We start from the raw sequence: 20945 nt of genomic DNA on the forward strand, positions 1-20945 counted from the left end.
AGTCGGCCAATTTAGCACATTGGCGCCTTGCCCAAAATCCCTGTCGTTGTTAGAGTTTGCCGCACTTTTTTACCCACGCGTTGCCTAGGGTCCCTTTCCCATGTTCAAGAAACTGCGTGGCATGTTTTCCAGCGATCTTTCCATTGACCTGGGCACTGCCAACACCCTTATTTACGTGCGCGAGCGCGGTATCGTCCTGAATGAGCCATCGGTTGTGGCTATTCGGACGCACGGTAACCAGAAAAGTGTCGTTGCCGTTGGCACCGAGGCCAAGCGCATGCTCGGCCGTACACCAGGCAATATTGCCGCCATTCGTCCGATGAAAGACGGCGTGATCGCCGACTTCAGCGTCTGCGAGAAGATGCTGCAGTACTTCATCAACAAGGTTCACGAAAACAGTTTCCTGCAGCCCAGCCCTCGTGTGCTGATCTGCGTTCCGTGCAAATCCACCCAGGTTGAGCGTCGTGCCATCCGTGAATCGGCCCTCGGTGCCGGTGCCCGTGAAGTGTTCCTGATCGAAGAGCCGATGGCGGCTGCGATCGGTGCCGGCCTGCCGGTTGAAGAAGCGCGCGGCTCGATGGTGGTGGATATCGGTGGTGGTACCACTGAAATCGCCCTGATCTCCCTCAACGGTGTGGTGTATGCCGAATCCGTACGTGTGGGCGGCGACCGTTTCGACGAAGCGATCATCACTTATGTGCGTCGTAACTACGGCAGCCTGATCGGCGAATCCACCGCCGAGCGCATCAAGCAGGAAATCGGCACCGCTTACCCGGGCGGCGAAGTGCGCGAAGTCGATGTTCGCGGTCGCAACCTGGCCGAAGGCGTTCCACGTGCTTTCACCCTGAACTCCAACGAAGTGCTGGAAGCTCTGCAAGAGTCCCTGGCCACTATCGTTCAGGCAGTGAAGAGCGCCCTGGAGCAATCGCCACCGGAGCTGGCTTCCGATATCGCCGAGCGTGGCCTGGTACTGACCGGCGGTGGCGCCTTGCTGCGTGACCTCGACAAGCTGCTGGCCCAGGAAACTGGCCTGCCGGTGATCGTCGCCGAAGACCCGCTGACCTGCGTTGCCCGTGGCGGTGGTCGTGCACTGGAAATGATGGATAAACACACCATGGACCTGCTTTCCAGCGAATAAGCATTTGCTGATTAGCCCATGTTTCGCCCGCAGGCAGCACTTTGCAGTGCTGCCTGTTGGCGTTTATCTTCTTCAATCTGCATCCAGGCCGGTTAGATGCCGTATGAATAAAGAGAACATTTGCCTGGGAGGAGCGGCTTATTAAACCGCTTTTCGCCAAAGGCCCCTCATTGGGCGTGCGCCTGTTGGTGCTGGTCGTGCTTTCGGTCGCGCTGATGGTGGTCGATGCCCGCTTTGCACTGCTCAAGCCCGTGCGCAGCCAGATGTCGCTGGTGTTGATGCAGACCTACTGGATCACCGACCTGCCGCAACGTCTCTACCAGGGCGTGGCCAGCCAATTCGGCAGCCGCACCGAGTTGGTTGCCGAGAACGAAAAACTCAAGACCGAAAACCTGCTGCTGCAGGGGCGCATGCAAAAGCTGGCGGCCCTCACCGAGCAGAACGTTCGGTTGCGCGAGTTGCTCAATTCTTCCGCTCTGGTCAACGAGAAGGTCGAAGTGGCCGAGTTGATCGGCATGGACCCCAACCCCTTTACCCATCGCATCATCATCAACAAGGGTGAACGTGACGGTGTGGTCCTCGGCCAGCCGGTGCTTGATGCCCGTGGCCTGATGGGCCAGGTGGTGGAACTGATGCCTTATACCTCGCGGGTTCTGCTGCTGACGGACACCACCCACAGTATCCCGGTGCAGGTGAACCGCAACGGCTTGCGTGCGATTGCCAGCGGCACCGGCAACCCGGAACGCCTGGAATTGCGCCACGTCGCCGACACGGCGGATATCAAGGAAGGCGACCTGCTGGTCAGCTCCGGCCTTGGCCAACGTTTCCCGGCCGGTTACCCGGTGGCGACGGTCAAGGAAGTGATCCACGATTCCGGCCAGCCCTTCGCCATCGTGCGTGCCGTACCGACGGCGGCCTTGAACCGCAGCCGTTACCTGCTGCTGGTGTTCAGCGACAACCGCACTCCTGAAGAGCGCGCCAATGACGCCGCCCAAGCCCAGGAAGCGGAAGACAAGCAAAACGGTGTTGCGCCGATCGTGCCTGCAACCGTGCCAAAACCGGCATTCGTCGGGCCGCCTGCGCCTGCACCTGCTGCGGCGGCGCCCGTAGCCACTCCCGCCAAGCCTGCGGCGCACAATGCGCGTGCGGCTAAACCGGCAGCGACCAAGCCACCGGCCGCGACGCCTGCGGCCAGGCCTGCGGCGACCGCCCCGGCAACCACACGGCAGAGGGAGGAATAATGGCCGGTACTCATTCGCGCAACGGCTGGATCGTCTGGCTGACCTTTGCCATCGGCTTGCTGCTCAGCGTTTCGCCGTTGCCGCAATTCATGGAAATCCTGCGACCGCTCTGGCTGGCGCTGCTGCTGGCCTTCTGGTCGCTGAACCTGCCGCACAAGGTCGGCATGGTCACGGCGATGTTCCTGGGCTTGGCGGAAGATGTGCTCTATGGCACCTTGCTGGGGCAGAACGCGTTGATCCTTACCCTGATCACCTTCCTGGTGCTGTCGTTGCAGCAACGGCTGCGCATGTTTCCGATGTGGCAGCAGTGCCTGGTGATTCTGGTGATCTTCGGCCTGGCTCAACTGGTGCAGCTGTGGCTGAGCGCCTTGACCGGCAACCGCCAGCCCACCCTGGCGCTGGTATTGCCAGCGCTGGTCAGTGCGTTGCTGTGGCCTTGGATCAGTTTTGGCCTGCGTGGGTTACGTCGTCGCTATAAGATCAATTGAACGGATTGCGAGGCTCTGCCTGGTTATCGAACCCTACAGGGAGAGTCTGGAATGAATTCGCTTTATCTGGCCTCGGGCTCTCCGAGGCGGCGTGAACTGCTGACCCAGATCGGTGTGCCCTTCACCGTGGTCAGCGCCACTATTGATGAAACACCTCTTACCAATGAACCTGCCGTTGCCTACGTCGAGCGCCTTGCGCGCGGCAAGGCGGCGGCGGGTTTTGCTGCGCTCGAAAACACCCCGGGCGCCTGCGTGCTGGGCGCTGATACGGCTGTGATCGTCGATGGGAAGATCCTTGGCAAGCCCGTGGATCAAGCCGATGCCCTGGCCATGCTGATGGCGTTGGCGGGGCGTGAGCATGAAGTCCTCACCGCCATAGCCCTGACGGATGGCCGGCGTAGCGAAACTGTTTGTGTAAGCAGTCGTGTACGGTTTCGCGGTATTTCTGTCGAAGAGGCTACAACCTACTGGCACAGTGGCGAACCCCAGGACAAGGCGGGCGGCTATGCTATCCAGGGCCTGGGGTCGGTGTTCGTGGCCGGGCTCAACGGTAGTTATTCCGCCGTGGTCGGCCTGCCGGTGTGTGAAACCGCGCAACTGCTCGGCCAATTCGGCATACCCTGTTGGCAAAACCTTACCGTGCGTTGAACGCCGTATTCCAGCGCCAAGCCTTTAGCGATCGGTCACTATTGTGAAAACGCCTGAACGAGACCCAGCCATGAGTGAAGAGATTCTGATCAATATCACGCCGATGGAATCACGCGTGGCGGTGGTAGAAAACGGTGTTCTGCAAGAAGTGCACGTTGAGCGCACCCAGAAGCGCGGGATCGTTGGCAACATCTACAAAGGCAAGGTCGTGCGCGTATTGCCGGGCATGCAGGCGGCATTCGTCGACATCGGCCTGGACCGCGCCGCGTTTATCCATGCTTCGGAAATCTCCTTGCGCGAAGGCCCTGCGGTGGAAAGCATCAGCGCGCTGGTGCACGAAGGGCAGAGCCTGGTGGTGCAAGTCACTAAGGACCCCATTGGTTCCAAAGGTGCGCGGCTGACGACGCAGCTGTCGATTCCTTCGCGCTACCTGGTGTACATGCCGCGCACGGCCCACGTCGGTATTTCGCTGAAGATCGAAGACGAAGCTGAGCGCGAGCGCCTTAAAAAAGTGGTCAGCGACTGCGTGGCCGCCGAAGGCATCAAGGAGGCCGGTGGGTTTATTCTGCGCACCGCTGCCGAAGGCGCCGGCGCCGATGAAATCCTCATGGACATCCGCTACCTGCGGCGCTTGTGGGACCAGATTGGTGCGCAGATCAAGACCATCGGCGCGCCCAGCGTGATCTATGAAGACCTGGGCCTGGCCTTGCGCACCCTGCGTGATTTGGTCAGCCCGAAGATTGAGAAAATTCGCATCGACTCGCGGGAAACCTTCCAGCGCACCACGCAATTTGTAGCCGAGCTGATGCCGGAAATTGCCGACCGCCTGGAACATTACCCGGGCGAGCGGCCGATCTTCGACCTGTATGGTGTCGAAGACGAAATCCAGAAAGCCCTGGAGCGCAAGGTCCCACTCAAGTCCGGTGGCTACCTGGTGGTGGACCCGGCCGAGGCCATGACTACCATCGACGTCAACACGGGCGCTTTCGTAGGGCACCGCAACCTTGAAGAGACCATCTTCAAGACCAACCTCGAAGCGGCGACTGCGATTGCCCGCCAGCTGCGCCTGCGTAACCTGGGCGGAATCATCATCATCGACTTCATCGACATGGAAGATGAAGAGCACCAGCGCCAGGTGCTGCGTACGCTCGAGAAGCAACTGGAACGTGATCACGCCAAGACCAACATCATCGGTATCACCGAGCTGGGCCTGGTGCAGATGACCCGCAAGCGCACCCGCGAAAGCTTGGAGCAGGTCTTGTGCGAACCGTGCAGCAGCTGCCAGGGGCGCGGTAAATTGAAAACCCCGGAAACCGTCTGCTACGAGATTTTCCGGGAAATCCTGCGTGAGGCGCGAGCCTATCAGGCCGAAGGTTATCGGGTGCTCGCCAACCAGAAAGTGGTGGATCGGTTGCTGGACGAAGAGTCCGGTAACGTCGCCGAGCTGGAAGGGTTTATCGGGCGCACGATACGCTTCCAGGTCGAAACCATGTATTCCCAGGAACAATACGACGTGGTGCTGCTCTGATCCCCATTCGCTTACTTCCACGAGACCGGCAGACCTTGATCTGCCGTCCGACTACTGCCTTGAGGGTCGCCTGACATGGAGCGTCTGATACGCTTTTTTGCCGCTTTGACCCGTTGGGGCCTGGGCCTCTGTGCGTTGCTGCTGGTGTTGGCGGCGGTGTACGTGAGCCTGGGTCGTGAGTTGACCCCGCTGGTGGCCGAATACCGCGCCGAAATCGAAGCCAAGGCCCAGGCCGCAGTGGATATGCCCCTGCACATCGGCAGCCTCGAAGGCCGCTGGAGCGGCTTCGCCCCAGTGTTGCTGGCTCACGACGTGATGCTGGGCGAGGGCAGCAGTGCCTTGCGCCTGGATCAGGTCGAAGTGGTGCCGGACATGTGGGCCAGCCTGATGGCGCGCGAAGTGCGTATCGCCCATCTGGAAGTCAGCGGCCTGCAATTGAGCGTGAAGGAAGACAAGGACGGCCACTGGGCGCTGCAAGGCTTGCCAGTGCAGGACGACCAGCCGCTGGACCCGCAGCAGTTGCTCACGCGCATGCAGATGGTCAAGCGCGTGTCATTGCTCGATAGCCAAGTGACATTGCAGCCGTTCGACCAGGCGCCCATGACCCTGACCTATGTGGGCATGAGCCTGCATACCGGCATGAGTCGGCAACGTCTCGATGCACGCCTGACCCTGCCGGACGGCCAGCCGCTGGCTGTGAGCTTGCGCACGCGCATACGCGCCAGCCAATGGAAAGATGCAGAGGTGCAGGCCTACCTGAGCCTGCCGCAGAGTGATTGGGCCAAGTGGATTCCAGCCAAGCTGACCCAGCAATGGAAACTCACCCAGTTCAAGGCGGGCGGCGAGTTTTGGCTGACCTGGGCCAAGGGCACCGTGCAAAGTGCCGTGGTACGCCTGAATTCACCTCAGGTGAAGGGCAGCTACGCCGACCGCAAGCCGGTCCATATAGAAAACCTCGCACTCACCGCCTACCTGCAACGCAGTGACACAGGCTTGAAAGTGCTGCTGGATTCGCTGGCGATGAACCTGGGAGACACCCGCTGGGAGTCGCGCGTACAACTGCAGCAGACCCTGGCTACCGACAAGGACCAGGAGGTCTGGAAGCTGCAGGCCGATCGCCTGGACCTGACCCCGATCACGCCACTGCTCAATGCCCTGGCGCCACTGCCAGAGGGCTTTGCCAAGACAATCGAACACCTCAAGGCCACCGGTTTGCTGCGTAACGTGCTGGTGGATTTCCGCCCGCAGGACAGCACCGACCAGAAGGTCAGCTTTGCCGCCAACCTTGAGCGGGTGGGTTTTGATGCCTACTTCGGCGCACCTGCGGCGCGTAACGTGTCCGGCAGTATCAGCGGTGACCTGGGCCATGGCGAGTTGCGCATGGACAGCAAGGACTTTTCCTTGCACCTGTTTCCGATTTTCGCCAAGCCTTGGCAGTACATCCAGGCCAATGCGCGCCTGACCTGGAAGCTGGACAAAGAAGGTTTCACCCTGATCGCGCCGTATATCAAGGTGCTGGGTGAAGAAGGCAAGGTGGCCGCCGACTTTCTGATCCGCCTGCATTTTGACCATGACCAGGAAGACTACATGGACCTGCGGGTCGGTATGGTCGATGGCGATGGCCGTTTCACGCCCAAGTACCTGCCTGCTGTCTTGAGCCCGTCGTTGGATGAATGGCTGCGTACGGCGATTCTCAAAGGCGCTGTGGACCAGGGGTTCTTCCAGTACCAGGGCTCGCTGAACCACGACGCGCTGCCGGCGGCACGCAATATCAGCCTGTTCTTCAAGGTGCATGACGCTGAACTGGCGTTCCAGCCGGGCTGGCCACACGTGAGCAAGGTCAACGGCGAAGTGTTTGTCGAGGAGAGCGGCGTGCGCATCCTGGCCAGCAAGGGCCAGTTGCTCGACACCAAGGTCAAGGATGTCTACGTCAATATTCCCCACACGCCGGCCGGTAAAGACAGCCATTTGCTGCTGACGGGTGGGTTTTCCGGTGGCTTGGGCGATGGCTTGAAGATTCTTCAGGAAGCGCCGATCGGTACGGCGTCGACCTTTGCCGGCTGGAAGGGCGAGGGCGACCTGCAAGGCAAGCTGGACCTGGACGTACCCTTGGCCAAAGGCAGCGAGCCGAAGATTGTGGTGGACTTCCAGACCGACAAGTCGCGCCTGCAACTGGCCGAGCCGACCCTGGACCTGACCCAGCTCAAGGGCGATTTCCGTTTCGACAGTGCCAAGGGCCTGAGTGGACAGAACATCACGGCCCAGGCGTTCGACCGGCCGATTACCGCGCAGATCTTTGCCGATGGCAAACCGGGCAATCTCAGCACCCGCGTGACTGCCAAAGGCCAGGTCACGGTCAAGCGGCTCACCGACTGGCTGAAAATCAGCCAGCCGCTGCCGGTGTCCGGCGATATTCCCTACCAATTGCAGCTCACCCTGGACGGGGCCGACAGCCAGTTGATGGTCAGCTCCAACATGAAAGGCGTCGCTGTCGACCTGCCGGCGCCCTTTGGCATGCCTGCCAGCCAGGGCCGTGACAGCGTGTTCCGCATGACGTTGCAGGGCGCCGAGCGCCGCTACTGGTTCGATTACGGCGAGCTGGCGAACTTCACCTTTGCTTCGCCTCCGGACAAGTTCAATGACGGCCGCGGCGAGTTGTTCCTCGGCGATGGCGATGCAGTATTGCCGGCGGCCAAGGGCTTGCGTATTCGCGGCGTGTTGTCGGAGCTGGACATCGACCCGTGGAAAAAACTGATTGATCGCTATGCCGGCAATGACCCGGGCGGCAACGCCAAGCAACTGCTCAGCGGTGCAGACTTCAAGGTGGGCAAGGTCACCGGCTTTGGCACCCAGTTTGATCAGGTCAACCTGCTGCTGGATCGCAAGCCGGCCGCGTGGGGCTTGCAGCTGGACAGCCAGCAGGCCAAGGGTACGGTGAACCTGCCGGATGCCAAAGGCGCGCCGATCGCTATCAACCTGCAGTACGTGAAGTTGCCAGCCGTGGACCCGACGGTGCAGGCTGACGAAAACGCGCCGGACCCCTTGGCCGACATCGATCCGAAGGATATTCCGGCGCTGGATATTGCCATCGACCAGCTGTTCCAGGGGCCGGATCTGGTAGGCGCCTGGTCGTTGAAGATCCGGCCAACCGCCAAGGGCCTGGCCTTCAATAACCTGGACCTGGGGCTCAAGGGCATGCAGCTCAAGGGCGCCGGTGGTTGGGAAGGTGCGCCAGGCAGCAGCGGCAGTTGGTACAAAGGCCGCCTGGATGGCAAGAACATCGCTGATGTGCTCAAGGGCTGGGGATTTGCGCCTACGGTGACCAGCGAAGACTTCCATCTGGACGTGGATGGCCGTTGGCCGGGTTCGCCGGCCTGGGTCGGGCCGAAACGCTTCTCCGGCAGCCTCGACGCCGCCTTCCGCAAGGGCCAGTTCGTTGAAGTGGAGGGCGGCGCCCAGGCTCTGCGGGTGTTTGGCCTGCTCAACTTCAATTCCATCGGTCGTCGCCTGCGCCTGGATTTCTCGGACCTGCTCGGCAAGGGCTTGAGCTATGACCGGGTCAAAGGGCTGCTGGCGGCCAGCAATGGCGTGTTCGTGACGCGCGAGCCCATCACCATGACGGGCCCGTCGACCAATCTTGAACTCAATGGCACCCTGGACCTGGTGGCTGACCGCGTCGACGCCAAGTTGCTGGTGACCTTGCCGGTCACCAACAACCTGCCGATTGCCGCGTTGATCGTCGGCGCGCCCGCCATCGGTGGCGCGTTGTTCCTGATCGACAAGTTGATCGGTGACCGTGTTTCGCGCTTCGCCAGCGTGCAGTACAAAGTGGAAGGTCCTTGGAAGGATCCAAAAATCACCTTCGACAAGCCATTTGAAAAGCCAAACTGAGAGCCTGTGGAGTAGCATGGCCCCATGCTTTTTACGGAGTGTCGGCCCATGTCCTTTGCGGTAATTCAAATGGTCAGCCAGAGCGATGTGCTGGCCAACCTGGCTCAGGCCCGGCGCTTGCTGGAGCAAGCGGCGGCCGGTGGGGCGAAGCTGGCAGTGCTGCCGGAGAACTTCGCCGCCATGGGCCGTCGTGACGTGGCCGATATCGGCCGCGCCGAAGCCCTGGGCGAAGGCCCGATCCTGCCCTGGTTGAAACAGACCGCCCGTGACCTCACCTTATGGATAGTGGCTGGCACGTTGCCGCTGCCGCCAAAGGACCAGCCGAACGCCAAGTCCAATGCCTGCTCGCTGCTGGTCGATGATCATGGCGAAATCGTCGCCCGCTACGACAAGCTGCACTTGTTTGATGTCGATGTCGCCGATGCGCGAGGTCGTTATCGGGAATCCGACGACTATGCTTTTGGTGGCAACGTTGTGGTAGCCGATACCCCGGTGGGGCGCCTGGGCCTGACGGTATGCTACGACTTGCGTTTCCCGGAGCTGTACAGCGAATTGCGTGCAGCCGGTGCTGAATTGATCACCGCGCCCTCGGCCTTTACCGCAGTGACGGGCGCTGCGCATTGGGATGTGCTGATCCGTGCGCGCGCCATCGAGACCCAGTGCTACCTGCTGGCGGCGGCGCAGGGCGGTGTGCACCCGGGGCCACGGGAAACCCATGGGCATGCGGCGATTGTCGACCCGTGGGGGCGTGTGCTGGCACAACAGGATAGAGGCGAAGCGGTGTTGTTGGCCGATCGCGACAGCAGTGAACAGGCGTCGATACGGGCGCGCATGCCGGTGGTCAACCATCGGCGCTTTTTCTCGCAGGGCGCACAGCGGCCTGCTTCAGAACGATGAATTTAAGGCCAAACCTATGAGCGAGTTGTTGTCCTCAGTCAGTGAACACCTCCTGGCACCCGGTGGCGTGACCATCGAAAGTTTGCAAACCGTGCTCGGCGATCTGGCCGGGCCGGGTATCGACGCGGCCGACCTGTATTTCCAGGGGCAGATCTCCGAGTCCTGGGCCCTGGAAGACGGCATCGTCAAGGAAGGCAGCTTCAACCTTGACCAGGGTGTGGGCGTGCGTGCGCAATCCGGTGAGAAAACCGGCTTTGCCTACAGCAATGCGATCACCCTGGAAGCCTTGGGCCTGGCGGCACGCGCTGCGCGGTCGATCTCCCGTGCTGGGCAAAATGGCACGGTGCAGGCGTTCAGCACCCAGGATGTGGCCCAGTTGTATGCGCCGGATAACCCCCTGGAAGTGATCAGTCGTGCCGAGAAGGTCGAGCTGCTCAAGCGTGTCGACGCCGCCACGCGTGCCCTCGACCCGCGTATCCAGCAGGTCACCGTGAGCATGGCCGGCGTGTGGGAGCGCATCCTGGTGGCGTCCACCGATGGTGGGCTGGCGGCCGATGTGCGGCCGCTGGTGCGCTTCAACGTCAGCGTGATCGTCGAGCAGAACGGTCGCCGCGAGCGCGGTGGTCATGGCGGTGGCGGGCGTACCGACTACCGTTATTTCCTCGCCGAGGACCGTGCCATGGGCTATGCCCGTGAGGCGCTGCGCCAGGCGCTGGTGAACCTGGAAGCCATCCCGGCGCCAGCGGGCACGTTGCCGGTGGTGTTGGGGTCGGGCTGGTCCGGTGTGCTGCTGCACGAGGCGGTGGGCCATGGCCTGGAAGGTGACTTCAACCGCAAGGGCAGTTCGGCTTATAGCGGGCGCATGGGTGAAAGGGTTGCGTCCAAGCTGTGCACCATTGTCGATGATGGCACCCTGGCCGGTCGCCGTGGCTCGCTGAGCGTCGACGACGAAGGTACACCCACCGAATGCACCACGCTGATCGAAAACGGCGTGCTCAAGGGCTACATGCAAGACAAGCTCAATGCCCGGCTGATGGGCGTGGCGCGTACCGGTAACGGTCGCCGCGAGTCTTACGCGCACCTGCCCATGCCACGCATGACCAACACCTACATGCTCGGTGGCGAAAGCGACCCTGCGGAAATCATTGCCTCGGTAAAGCGCGGTATCTATTGCGCCAACCTCGGTGGTGGCCAGGTGGATATCACCAGCGGCAAGTTCGTGTTCTCCACCAGCGAGGCGTACTTGATCGAAGACGGCAAGATTACCGCGCCGGTCAAAGGGGCGACGTTGATTGGCAACGGGCCGGAAGCCATGAGCAAGGTGTCGATGGTCGGTAATGACCTGTCGCTGGACAGTGGCGTGGGGACGTGCGGGAAGGATGGGCAGTCGGTGCCGGTGGGTGTCGGCCAGCCAACGCTGAAAATTGATGCGATCACCGTGGGTGGCACGGGTTCGTAAGGAAGGTGGAGCTTCGGGTGGCGAAGATCGCCACCCGGGGAAGAGGATCAACGCAGGCCGCGTTGGGTCTCGTCCAGCTCTCGGATGTACTTGAAGATTTTACGGCTGGTGGCCGGCGCCTTGTTATGCGCCAGTTCGTGTTGAGCCTGTCGGATCAGGGAGCGCAGTTGCTGGCGATCCGCGTCCGGGTACTCGGCCACGAATTTCTCCAGCATGGCGTCATCGCCCGCGATCAGGCGGTCACGCCAACGTTCCAGGTTGTGGAAGCGTTCGTTGTACTGGCGGGTGGAGGCATCGGTTTGATCGAGCAAGGCGAGAATGGCGTCAGTGTCCTGATCACGCATCAGCCGGCCGATAAACGCGATGTGACGTTTACGCGCGATATTCGCGGTGTGCTTGGGTGCATCGGCCAGGGCCCGGCGCATTTCGTCGGTCAGTGGCAGTTTTGCAATCAAATCCTTCTTGAGCGTTGTAAGGCGCTCGCCGAGGTCAACCAGAGCATGCAGCTCACGTTTGACCTGGGATTTGCTTTTCTCCCCATCGAGGGAGTCGTCGTAAGAATCAACCATGGTGGCAGTCCGCAAAGAAACGCCGCCATGATAACCAGTCGGGGGCCGCTTGTCCGGCCCGGTCGCTCGATGGCCTTAACCGAAAGCAGAATTTGAGTGGAGAAAACCATGAGTGCAGCCCAAAGCGTCGGTCCGCAAGCGTTACCGGCACTGCAGGAACAAGTCGAGCAGATCCTTGCCGAGGCCAAGCGCCAGGGGGCGAGTGCCTGTGAAGTGGCGGTGTCGCTGGAACAGGGGCTGTCGACTTCAGTGCGTCAGCGGGAAGTAGAGACCGTCGAGTTCAACCGCGACCAGGGCTTTGGCATCACCTTGTATGTTGGGCAGCGCAAAGGCTCTGCCAGTACCTCGGCCAGCGGCCCGGAGGCGATCCGCGAGACTGTCGCTGCCGCTTTGGCGATTGCCAAGCACACCTCCGAAGATGAAAGCTCGGGCCTGGCTGACAAGGCGTTGATGGCCAAGGACTTGAAGGATTTCGATCTGTTCCACGCGTGGGACATCACGCCGGAGCAGGCCATCGAACAGGCGCTGACCTGTGAAGCGGCAGCGTTCGACGCTGATACCCGCATCAAGAACGCCGATGGCACCACGTTGAGCACACACCAGGGTTGCCGTGTGTATGGTAATAGCCATGGGTTTATCGGTGGGTACGCGTCTACCCGTCACAGCTTGAGCTGCGTGATGATCGCCGAGGCCAATGGCCAGATGCAGCGCGATTACTGGTATGACGTGAACCGTCAAGGTGAGCTGCTGGCCGATCCGGTCAGCATCGGCCAGCGCGCTGCACAGCGTGCCGCGAGCCGCCTGGGTGCGCGCCCGGTGCCCACCTGCGAAGTGCCGGTGCTGTTTTCGGCGGAGCTGGCGGGTGGTTTGTTCGGGAGTTTCCTGGGGGCGATTTCCGGTGGGAACCTGTACCGCAAGTCTTCGTTCCTGGAAGGGGCCATCGGCCAGAAGTTGTTTCCGGAGTGGCTGACCATCGATGAGCGTCCGCATTTGATGCGTGCCATGGGCAGCTCGGCGTTTGACGGTGATGGTCTGGCGACCTATGCCAAGCCGTTCGTCGAGAAAGGTGAATTGGTGTCCTACGTACTGGGCACTTATGCAGGCCGCAAACTCGGCCTGCCAAGTACTGCCAACTCGGGGGGCGTGCACAACCTGTTCGTCACCCATGGCGATGAAGACCAGGCGGCGCTGCTCCGGAAGATGGGGCGAGGGCTGTTGGTGACTGAGCTGATGGGCCACGGCTTGAACATGGTCACCGGGGATTATTCCCGTGGTGCGGCGGGCTTCTGGGTAGAGAACGGTGAGATTCAGTTCGCGGTCCAGGAAGTGACCATCGCCGGCAACATGCGCGATATGTTCAAGCAGATCGTTGCCGTGGGTAATGACCTGGAACTGCGCAGCAACATTCGCACGGGTTCTGTGCTGATCGAGCGGATGACTGTCGCCGGCAGTTGATCCTCACACGCTAAACAAAAAGGCGCGCCATCTTGCAGAGGGCGCGCCTTTTTTCATGGCCGCGTTTCAGTCCGATTAAAGTGCCACTCTTGTTTTGATTCTCAATATCATTTAATAATAAATATCATTACCGAATGAGTGTGGATCATGAGTTCTGTCCTGCATGAGGATCCGTACCTGGAAAGCTGGCGCTGGATGAGTCGTCAGATTCGCTGCGGCCTCGACCCCAATGAACCTCGCCTGATCGAACATTACCTCAATGAGGGGCGATACCTGGCGTGCTGCACGGCGACCCATCCGTGGACGATTGCCGAAACCTCGTTCCGTCTCCTGATCGACACCGCCACCGATATCGCGCTGCCCTGGCACTGGCGATCCCTGTGTTTGGACCAGGCCTGGCGCCCACTGCGCGACCTGGAAAAACTCTCCCTCTGTGCCTGCCGCCTCAAGCGCTGGCAGACCTTTGCCTGGCAATTGGCAACCTGCGAATTGCTGCCGTCTATTTCTCACTCCGACCTGGTGCAAGGATCTAACGATGAGTAACACCCGTATCGAACGCGACAGCATGGGCGAACTGCAAGTGCCGGCCGAGGCCTTGTATGGCGCACAAACCCAGCGCGCGGTGAACAACTTCCCGATCAGTCATCAGCGCATGCCGGCGCAATTCATTCGCGCGCTCATCCTGGCCAAGGCAGCGGCCGCCAAGGTCAACGTCGACCTCAAGCAGATCAGCGAAGGGCAGGGTAAGGCCATCGTCGATGCTGCCCAGGGCCTGCTCGAAGGCGACTTCATGCCGCATTTCCCAGTAGATATCTTCCAGACCGGCTCCGGCACCAGCTCCAACATGAACGCTAACGAGGTGATTGCTACCCTCGCCAGCCGTTTGCTCGGTGAGGCGGTCAACCCCAATGACCACGTCAATTGTGGCCAGAGCAGCAACGACATCATCCCGACCACGATTCACGTCAGCGCCGCTTTGGTCTTGCACGAGCAAACCCTGCCGGCCCTGCTGCACCTGGTGCAGGTGATCGAGCAGAAGGCCGAAGAGGTTCATCCGTTCATCAAGACCGGCCGCACCCACCTGATGGATGCGATGCCGGTGCGTATGAGCCAGGTGCTCAACGGCTGGGCGCAGCAATTGAAGGCCAATATCGGCCATTTGCAGGATTTGCTGCCAAGCCTGCAGGCATTGGCTCAAGGTGGCACGGCAGTGGGCACCGGGATCAACGCGCACCCTGAGTTCGCCGTGCGCTTCAGCCAGCAACTGAGCCATCTCACCGGCGTGACATTCACCCCGGGCAAAAACCTGTTTGCACTGATTGGCTCCCAGGACACCGCCGTTGCCGTATCCGGTCAACTGAAAGCCACAGCGGTCTCGTTGATGAAAATCGCCAATGACCTGCGCTGGATGAACTCCGGTCCTCTGGCGGGCCTGGGCGAAATCGAGCTGGAGGGCCTGCAGCCTGGCTCTTCGATCATGCCCGGCAAGGTCAACCCGGTGATTCCGGAAGCGACCGCCATGGTGGCCGCGCAAGTCATCGGCAACGACACCGTGATTACCGTGGCCGGCCAGTCAGGCAACTTCGAGCTCAACGTGATGTTGCCGATCATCGCCCAAAACCTGCTCGGCAGCCTCGAATTGCTCGCCAATTCCAGCCGTTTGCTGGCAGACAAGGCCATTGCGAGCTTCAAGGTCAACGAAGGCAAGCTGAAAGAAGCCTTGTCGCGCAACCCGATCCTGGTCACTGCACTCAACCCGATCATCGGTTACCAAAAGGCTGCTGAAATCGCCAAGAAGGCCTATCAGCAAGGCCGCCCGGTGATTGATGTCGCCCTCGAGCACACCGACTTGCCCCGTAGCCAACTGGAGGTCCTGCTGGATCCGGAAAAGCTCACGGCTGGCGGCGTGTAACCACCGACCCTGCTTTGGAGGCTCACCATGGAGCACTGGAAACGCACGATCGAACGGGCCAATCGCTGCTTTATGGCGGGCGAGTTGGTCGACGCTCGGGAAGCTTATTTGCAAGCCTTGGCCCTGGCTCAAGTGTTATTCGAGCGCTGGGCGGATGCCGACGAAGCAGTGGCGGCTTGCGTCATTTCCCATCACAACCTGGCGGACCTGCATTTGCGCCTGAACCAGCCGGAGGAGAGCGCGGAATACCTGTGCGCTATTCACCAACGCCTGCTCCAGACCATGCAGGACCCACGGCTGAGCCCGCAACTGCGCGAAGCGGCCTTGCGCCAGAGCAGCAAGACCTATGTCGAGCTGTTGAATTTCATCAGCGATCACGGTGAGTACCCTCGTACCCACCGCTTGCTGGGCGGCACTGCGGCGCAAACGGATGCGTCGACCCGCCACAGTCCTTATTACGGAGCCCATTGAGATGACTTACACGTTGCCAGCCTTGCCCTACGCCTATGACGCCCTTGAGCCGCATATCGATGCGCAAACCATGGAGATTCACTACACCAAGCATCACCAGACCTACATCAACAACCTCAACGCGGCGGTCGAGGGCACCGAGTTTGCGGGTTGGCCGGTAGAGAGGCTGGTGTCCAGCGTGCAGCAATTACCGGAAAAACTGCGGGCTGCGGTCATCAACCAAGGCGGTGGCCATGCCAATCATTCACTGTTTTGGGCCGTGATGTCGCCAAAAGGCGGCGGCAAGCCAGAGGGCGCGTTGGGCAAGGCCATCGATGAGCAATTGGGTGGTTTTGACAGCTTCAAGGAAGCATTCACCAAGGCCGCGCTGACTCGTTTCGGCAGCGGTTGGGCGTGGCTGAGCGTCACCCCGCAAAAGACATTGGTGGTGGAAAGCAGCGGCAACCAGGACAGCCCGTTGATGAGCGGCAACACGCCGATCCTGGGGTTGGATGTCTGGGAGCACGCCTATTACCTGCTCTACCAGAACCGCCGCCCCGAATACATCAACGCCTTCTACAGCGTCATCAACTGGCCGGAAGTCGCCGCACGCTACCAGGCCGCATTGGCCTGATATTCATCCAATAACAAGATCTAAGGCCGACTATGGGCACTGAAACACTGGCGATCAGCAGCGGGCGAATGTTTCGTTATGCGTTTGGCTCGCTGCTGCTGTTGGCAGGTACTGCATTGCTGGTGGCTCACGGGCTGGCCTGGCTGGACCTCGAACCGCGCATCCTGCGGGCGTTGCAGGGCGGGGCGATTTGCGCGCTCGGCACCGCATTGGGCGCGGTGCCGGTGTTGGTGATTCGCCGGATGCCCGTCGCACTCAGCGATACCTTATTGGGGTTTGGGGCGGGTGTGATGCTGGCTGCGACCGCGTTTTCGTTGATCGTGCCGGGCATTGCCGCCGCTGAAACCCTGGGGCTCTCGCCTTGGGGCGCCAGTGGGTTGATCAGCTTCGGCATCATGCTGGGCGCCTTCGGGCTGTACCTGGTCGACCGCAAGGTCTCCGGTGCGAGCCCGGAAATGTTGGTGGGCACACCGGATAAGCCTGTGATTCCTCCACGTATCTGGTTGTTCGTGTTTGCCATCATTGCCCACAATATTCCCGAAGGCATGGCCGTGGGCGTCTCCGCAGGCGGTGGCATGCCAGATGCCGACAGCCTGGCCATGGGCATCGCCTTGCAGGATGTACCCGAAGGCCTGGTGATTGCGTTGGTATTGGCCGGCGCGGGGATGTCGCGGGTCAAGGCGTTCTTGATCGGCGCAGCGTCAGGCTTGGTGGAGCCGGTATTCGCAGTGCTTTGCGCCTGGCTGGTCAGCCTGGCCGAAGTGCTGTTGCCGCTTGGGTTGGCGTTGGCGGCGGGTGCGATGCTGTTGGTCGTGACCCACGAGGTCATCCCGGAGTCGCGGCGCAATGGTCACGAAAAGCTCGCCAGCCTGGGGCTGTGCATCGGCTTCTGCTTGATGATGGTGATGGACACGGCCTTGGGATAAATCGCTTCTGTAGGAGCCCGGCTTGCCGGCGATGGCGTCCTCAGGTCCAACACCTGACTCAAAGGCCTCATCGCCGGCAAGCCGGGCTCCTACAAGGGATGGGGCTATTCGCCTTCGTCGAAGTAGTTGTTGATCAACGCCACCAGTGCAGCCATGGCTTCGTCTTCCTGTTCGCCTTCCGTCTTCAGGTGAATCTTGGTGCCCTTGCCGGCTGCCAGCATCATCATGGCCATGATGCTCTTGCCGTCGACCATCGATTCCGGTGTGCGACCGGCGCGGATCTGGCAAGGAAACTGCCCGGCCACGCCGACGAATTTGGCTGAGGCACGGGCGTGCAGGCCTAGCTTGTTGATGATTTCAATTTCCAGAGCGGGCATCGCGCAGGTGTTCCTTTCAGCTAAGGTCGCGGTGGCGGACCTGGACGTTCTTGAGGGTTTGTTGCAGCACCTGGCCCAGGCGCTCGGTCAGGTAGACGGAGCGGTGGTGACCACCGGTGCAGCCGATGGCAATGGTGACGTACGCGCGATTGCTCGCGGCAAAGCGGGGTAGCCATTTGAGCAGGTAGCTGGAGATATCCTGGAACATCTCTTCAACATCCGGCTGCGCGGCCAGGTATTCGGCTACAGGCAAGTCCAGCCCGGATTGTTCGCGCAGTTCCGGCTTCCAGTAAGGGTTGGGCAGGCAGCGCACATCGAACACCAGGTCGGCGTCCACCGGCATGCCGCGCTTGAAGCCGAACGACTCCACGAGAAACGCCGTGCCAGGTTCCGGTTGGTTGAGCAGGCGCAGCTTGATGGCATCGCGCAACTGATACAGATTGAGGCTGGTGGTGTTGATCTTGAGGTCGGCGAGGTCAATGATCGGGCCCAGCAACTTGGTTTCATCCTCGATGGCTTCTGCCAGGGAGCGATGGGGGCTGCTGAGGGGGTGACGTCGGCGGGTCTCGGAAAAGCGCTTGAGCAGGGTTTCTTCGTCGGCGTCCAGGTACAGCACATCACAATGAATATGCTTGGCCCTGACCTCCTCGAGCAGTTGCGGAAAACGCTCAAGGTGGCTGGGCAGGTTGCGGGCATCAATCGAAACGGCAACCAGGGGCTGGGCCAGCTCGGTGTGGATCAGTGCGCGTTCCGCCAGCTCCGGCAGCAGGCCGGCCGGCAGGTTGTCGATGCAATAAAAGCCGTTGTCCTCAAGGACATTGAGGGCAGTGCTTTTACCCGAGCCGGAGCGGCCGCTGACGATGATCAAACGCATGATTACTGCCCGTTCTGTTCATCCAGGACAACCTGATAAAGCGCCTCATTGCTGCTGGCGCCGCGCAGTTTGTCGCGTACGTCCTTGCGGTCAAGCATGCTGGCGATCTGCCGAAGCAGTTCCAGGTGCGCATCGGTGGCGGCTTGCGGGACCAGCAGGACAAACAGCAGGTCGACCGGGGCGCCGTCGATGGCGTCGAAATCGATGGGAGCTTCAAGGTGCAGCAGGGCACTGACAGGTGTTTCGCAACCCTTGAGACGGCAGTGGGGGATGGCGATGCCGTTGCCAAAACCGGTGGAGCCGAGTTTTTCACGGGCAATCAGCGCGTCGAAGACATCTTGCATCTCCAGATCCGGCACTTCGCGCGCGATCAGGTTGGCAATTTGTTCGAGGGCTTTTTTCTTGCTGCCGCCCGGCACGTTCACGAGTGAACGGCCGGGGGTCAGGATGGTTTCAAGTCGGATCATGGGGGGAGAGTTAACGACCTGTACCTTGCATCAGGTGCAGATTCTTTTCCTTATGCTTTATGAGTTGGCGGTCCAGCTTGTCGTAGAGCGAGTCGATCGCCGCGTACATGTCTTCATGCTCCGCATTGGCGACGAGCTTTGCATTCGGTACGTGCAGGGTGGCCTCGATTTTCTGCTTGAGCTTATCGACCTCCATGATGACCTGCACGTTGGTGATCTTGTCAAAATGCCCTGCCAGCTTGTTCAGCTTGCTTTCGGTGTATTCACGCAGGGGTTTGGTGACTTCCAGCTGGTGTCCACTGATGTTGACTTGCATACAGCTTCTCCTTCGTTGCCAGTGCATAAAGCGGCAGGCCGGGGTGCCTGCCACTGGAACGCTGTGGCCCGCCCGTCACATCAAACGCTTACGCTCGCTGGAAGGCGCGATCCCGAGGGACTCGCGGTACTTGGCGACGGTTCGACGGGCGACCTGAATGCCTTGTGCCTCCAGTAAACCAGCGATCTTACTGTCACTCAATGGCTTTTTCTGATTTTCAGCGGCAACCAGTTTTTTGATGATCGCGCGGATCGCCGTGGACGAGCATTCGCCGCCTTCGGAGGTGCTGACGTGGCTGGAGAAAAAGTATTTCAGTTCATAAATACCCCGTGGGGTATGCATGAATTTCTGCGTGGTCACCCGGGAGATCGTCGATTCATGCATACCCACTGCTTCGGCGATGTCATGCAGCACCAGCGGCTTCATCGCCTCGTCGCCGTATTCCAGGAAGCCGCGCTGGTGCTCGACGATCTGGGTGGCGACTTTCATCAGGGTTTCGTTGCGGCTTTGCAGGCTCTTGATGAACCAGCGCGCTTCCTGCAACTGGTTGCGCATGAAGGTGTTGTCGGCGCTGGTGTCGGCACGACGTACAAAACCGGCGTACTGCGGGTTGACGCGCAAGCGTGGTACCGACTCCTGGTTAAGCTCCACCAGCCAGCGCTCGTTGTCCTTGCGTACGATCACGTCAGGGACGACGTATTCAGCTTCGCTGGACTCGATCTGCGAACCGGGGCGTGGGTTGAGGCTCTGGACCAGCTCGATGACCTGGCGCAGGTCGTCTTCCTTGAGCTTCATGCGGCGCATGAGCTGGCTGTAGTCGCGGCTGCCCAGCAGGTCGATGTAGTCATTGACCAGGCGCTGGGCCTCGGCAAGCCAAGGCGTCTTGGCCGGAAGTTGGCGCAATTGCAGCAGCAGGCACTCGCTGAGGGTGCGGGCGCCAATGCCGGCCGGTTCGAATTGCTGGATTCGGTGCAGGACGGCTTCGATCTCGTCCAGCTCAATGTCCAGTTCCGGGTCGAATGCCTCAAGGATTTCCTCAAGGGTTTCGTCCAGGTAGCCCTGGTTATTGATGCAGTCGATCAGGGTGACGGCGATCAGGCGATCGGTGTCGGACATCGGTGCCAGGTTCAGTTGCCACAGCAGATGGCTCTGCAGGCTCTCGCCGGCTGACGTGCGGGTGGTGAAGTCCCACTCGTCATCGTCATTGCTTGGCAGGCTGCTGGCACTGGTCTGGTAGACGTCTTCCCAGGCCGTGTCCACGGGAAGCTCGTTGGGAATGCGTTCGTTCCATTCGCCGTCCTCCAGGTTGTCCACCGTCGGGGCGGTTTCCTGATAGGAGGGTTCCTGCACGTCGGAATTGGGTTTTTGCTCGATGTTGTCAGCCAGCGGGTCTGCATTGTCGAAGTCGTCGCCTTCTTCCTGGCGTTCGAGCATCGGATTGGACTCCAGGGCCTCCTGGATTTCCTGTTGCAGGTCCAGGGTCGACAATTGGAGCAGGCGGATGGCCTGTTGCAGCTGCGGTGTCATCGTCAGCTGCTGGCCCATTCTCAGGACTAGCGATGGTTTCATGGCAGGGGCTTAACACCTTATTCGCCGGCGCAATGCGCCATCCACGACAGGGCGCGTGAGCGCCAAACATAAGCAAATTATATGCCTGATATCGGGGGCTTTGCCT

Annotated in this window: 20 protein-coding genes; 14 read left to right on the forward strand and 6 right to left on the reverse strand. The window is 60.7% G+C overall.

Annotated features, from left to right (window positions below; genetic code table 11):
- The first annotated feature begins 100 nt into the window (after positions 1 to 100).
- The 8 genes from mreB (at position 101) to tldD (ending at position 11290) form a co-directional block, all read left to right on the forward strand.
- The gene (gene mreB, locus ACVWVP_RS04630; protein WP_002555108.1) at positions 101 to 1138 is read left to right on the forward strand and encodes a rod shape-determining protein MreB; all 1038 of its coding nucleotides are present in this window, start codon (positions 101 to 103) and stop codon (positions 1136 to 1138) included.
- A 140-nt stretch (positions 1139 to 1278) separates the two neighbouring features.
- Entirely contained in the window at positions 1279 to 2379 is a 1101-nt protein-coding gene (gene mreC / locus ACVWVP_RS04635; protein WP_259172026.1) for a rod shape-determining protein MreC, read from the forward strand.
- Positions 2379 to 2867: a rod shape-determining protein MreD gene (gene mreD, locus ACVWVP_RS04640; protein WP_003171788.1), complete on the forward strand. Its 489-nt coding sequence runs from the start codon at positions 2379 to 2381 to the stop codon at positions 2865 to 2867. The genes mreC and mreD overlap by 1 nt, the downstream gene beginning before the upstream one ends.
- 51 nt (positions 2868 to 2918) lie before the next feature.
- The gene (locus tag ACVWVP_RS04645) at positions 2919 to 3515 is read left to right on the forward strand and encodes a Maf family protein (protein WP_178922683.1); all 597 of its coding nucleotides are present in this window, start codon (positions 2919 to 2921) and stop codon (positions 3513 to 3515) included.
- Between the two features lie 70 nt (positions 3516 to 3585).
- Positions 3586 to 5043 carry a ribonuclease G gene (gene rng, locus ACVWVP_RS04650; protein WP_010213134.1) on the forward strand — a complete coding sequence of 486 codons (1458 nt, stop codon included), beginning with the start codon at positions 3586 to 3588 and terminating at the stop codon, positions 5041 to 5043.
- 75 nt (positions 5044 to 5118) lie between these two features.
- Positions 5119 to 8934: a YhdP family protein gene (locus ACVWVP_RS04655; RefSeq protein ID WP_457404549.1), complete on the forward strand. Its 3816-nt coding sequence runs from the start codon at positions 5119 to 5121 to the stop codon at positions 8932 to 8934.
- A gap of 48 nt (positions 8935 to 8982) precedes the next feature.
- Positions 8983 to 9831: a carbon-nitrogen hydrolase family protein gene (locus tag ACVWVP_RS04660; protein ID WP_457404550.1), complete on the forward strand. Its 849-nt coding sequence runs from the start codon at positions 8983 to 8985 to the stop codon at positions 9829 to 9831.
- A gap of 16 nt (positions 9832 to 9847) precedes the next feature.
- A complete protein-coding gene (gene tldD, locus ACVWVP_RS04665) occupies positions 9848 to 11290 on the forward strand; it encodes a metalloprotease TldD (protein WP_178922686.1) in 1443 nt (480 codons plus the stop codon).
- A gap of 47 nt (positions 11291 to 11337) precedes the next feature.
- Here tldD and yjgA read toward each other — a convergent pair whose 3' ends face one another.
- The gene (gene yjgA / locus ACVWVP_RS04670) at positions 11338 to 11859 is read right to left on the reverse strand and encodes a ribosome biogenesis factor YjgA (protein WP_457404551.1); all 522 of its coding nucleotides are present in this window, start codon (positions 11857 to 11859) and stop codon (positions 11338 to 11340) included.
- Positions 11860 to 11967: 108 nt separating this feature from the next.
- Here yjgA and pmbA point away from each other — a divergent pair, with 108 nt between their 5' ends.
- The 6 genes from pmbA (at position 11968) to ACVWVP_RS04700 (ending at position 17236) form a co-directional block, all read left to right on the forward strand.
- Positions 11968 to 13314, forward strand: coding sequence for a metalloprotease PmbA (gene pmbA / locus ACVWVP_RS04675; RefSeq protein ID WP_178922687.1), 1347 nt, complete (start codon positions 11968 to 11970; stop codon positions 13312 to 13314).
- A 147-nt stretch (positions 13315 to 13461) separates the two neighbouring features.
- Positions 13462 to 13857 (forward strand): FagA protein, encoded by a 396-nt coding sequence (locus ACVWVP_RS04680; RefSeq protein ID WP_178922688.1) that lies wholly within the window; start codon positions 13462 to 13464, stop codon positions 13855 to 13857.
- Positions 13850 to 15226 (forward strand): class II fumarate hydratase, encoded by a 1377-nt coding sequence (locus ACVWVP_RS04685; protein ID WP_178922689.1) that lies wholly within the window; start codon positions 13850 to 13852, stop codon positions 15224 to 15226. The genes ACVWVP_RS04680 and ACVWVP_RS04685 overlap by 8 nt, the downstream gene beginning before the upstream one ends.
- Positions 15227 to 15253: 27 nt before the next feature.
- Positions 15254 to 15697, forward strand: coding sequence for a hypothetical protein (locus ACVWVP_RS04690; RefSeq protein ID WP_178922691.1), 444 nt, complete (start codon positions 15254 to 15256; stop codon positions 15695 to 15697).
- Between the two features lies 1 nt (position 15698).
- Complete coding sequence (locus ACVWVP_RS04695) at positions 15699 to 16310, forward strand: superoxide dismutase (protein ID WP_176995083.1); 612 nt, start codon at positions 15699 to 15701, stop codon at positions 16308 to 16310.
- A gap of 32 nt (positions 16311 to 16342) precedes the next feature.
- A complete protein-coding gene (locus ACVWVP_RS04700) occupies positions 16343 to 17236 on the forward strand; it encodes a ZIP family metal transporter (RefSeq protein WP_178922693.1) in 894 nt (297 codons plus the stop codon).
- Between the two features lie 104 nt (positions 17237 to 17340).
- Here ACVWVP_RS04700 and ACVWVP_RS04705 read toward each other — a convergent pair whose 3' ends face one another.
- The 5 genes from ACVWVP_RS04705 to ACVWVP_RS04725 all read right to left on the reverse strand — a co-directional run bounded on the left by ACVWVP_RS04705 (position 17341) and on the right by ACVWVP_RS04725 (position 20839).
- Positions 17341 to 17613, reverse strand: coding sequence for an HPr family phosphocarrier protein (locus tag ACVWVP_RS04705; RefSeq protein WP_010213120.1), 273 nt, complete (start codon positions 17611 to 17613; stop codon positions 17341 to 17343).
- Between the two features lie 16 nt (positions 17614 to 17629).
- Positions 17630 to 18487: an RNase adapter RapZ gene (gene rapZ, locus ACVWVP_RS04710; protein ID WP_178922695.1), complete on the reverse strand. Its 858-nt coding sequence runs from the start codon at positions 18485 to 18487 to the stop codon at positions 17630 to 17632.
- Between the two features lie 2 nt (positions 18488 to 18489).
- On the reverse strand, positions 18490 to 18954 hold the full coding sequence (ptsN, locus tag ACVWVP_RS04715; protein WP_259171946.1) for a PTS IIA-like nitrogen regulatory protein PtsN: 465 nt from the start codon (positions 18952 to 18954) through the stop codon (positions 18490 to 18492).
- Between the two features lie 10 nt (positions 18955 to 18964).
- The gene (hpf, locus tag ACVWVP_RS04720) at positions 18965 to 19270 is read right to left on the reverse strand and encodes a ribosome hibernation-promoting factor, HPF/YfiA family (protein WP_003171804.1); all 306 of its coding nucleotides are present in this window, start codon (positions 19268 to 19270) and stop codon (positions 18965 to 18967) included.
- A gap of 75 nt (positions 19271 to 19345) precedes the next feature.
- A complete protein-coding gene (locus ACVWVP_RS04725; RefSeq protein WP_176995080.1) occupies positions 19346 to 20839 on the reverse strand; it encodes an RNA polymerase factor sigma-54 in 1494 nt (497 codons plus the stop codon).
- Positions 20840 to 20945: the final 106 nt, after the last annotated feature.

Source organism: Pseudomonas sp. TE24901 (assembly GCF_054058375.1).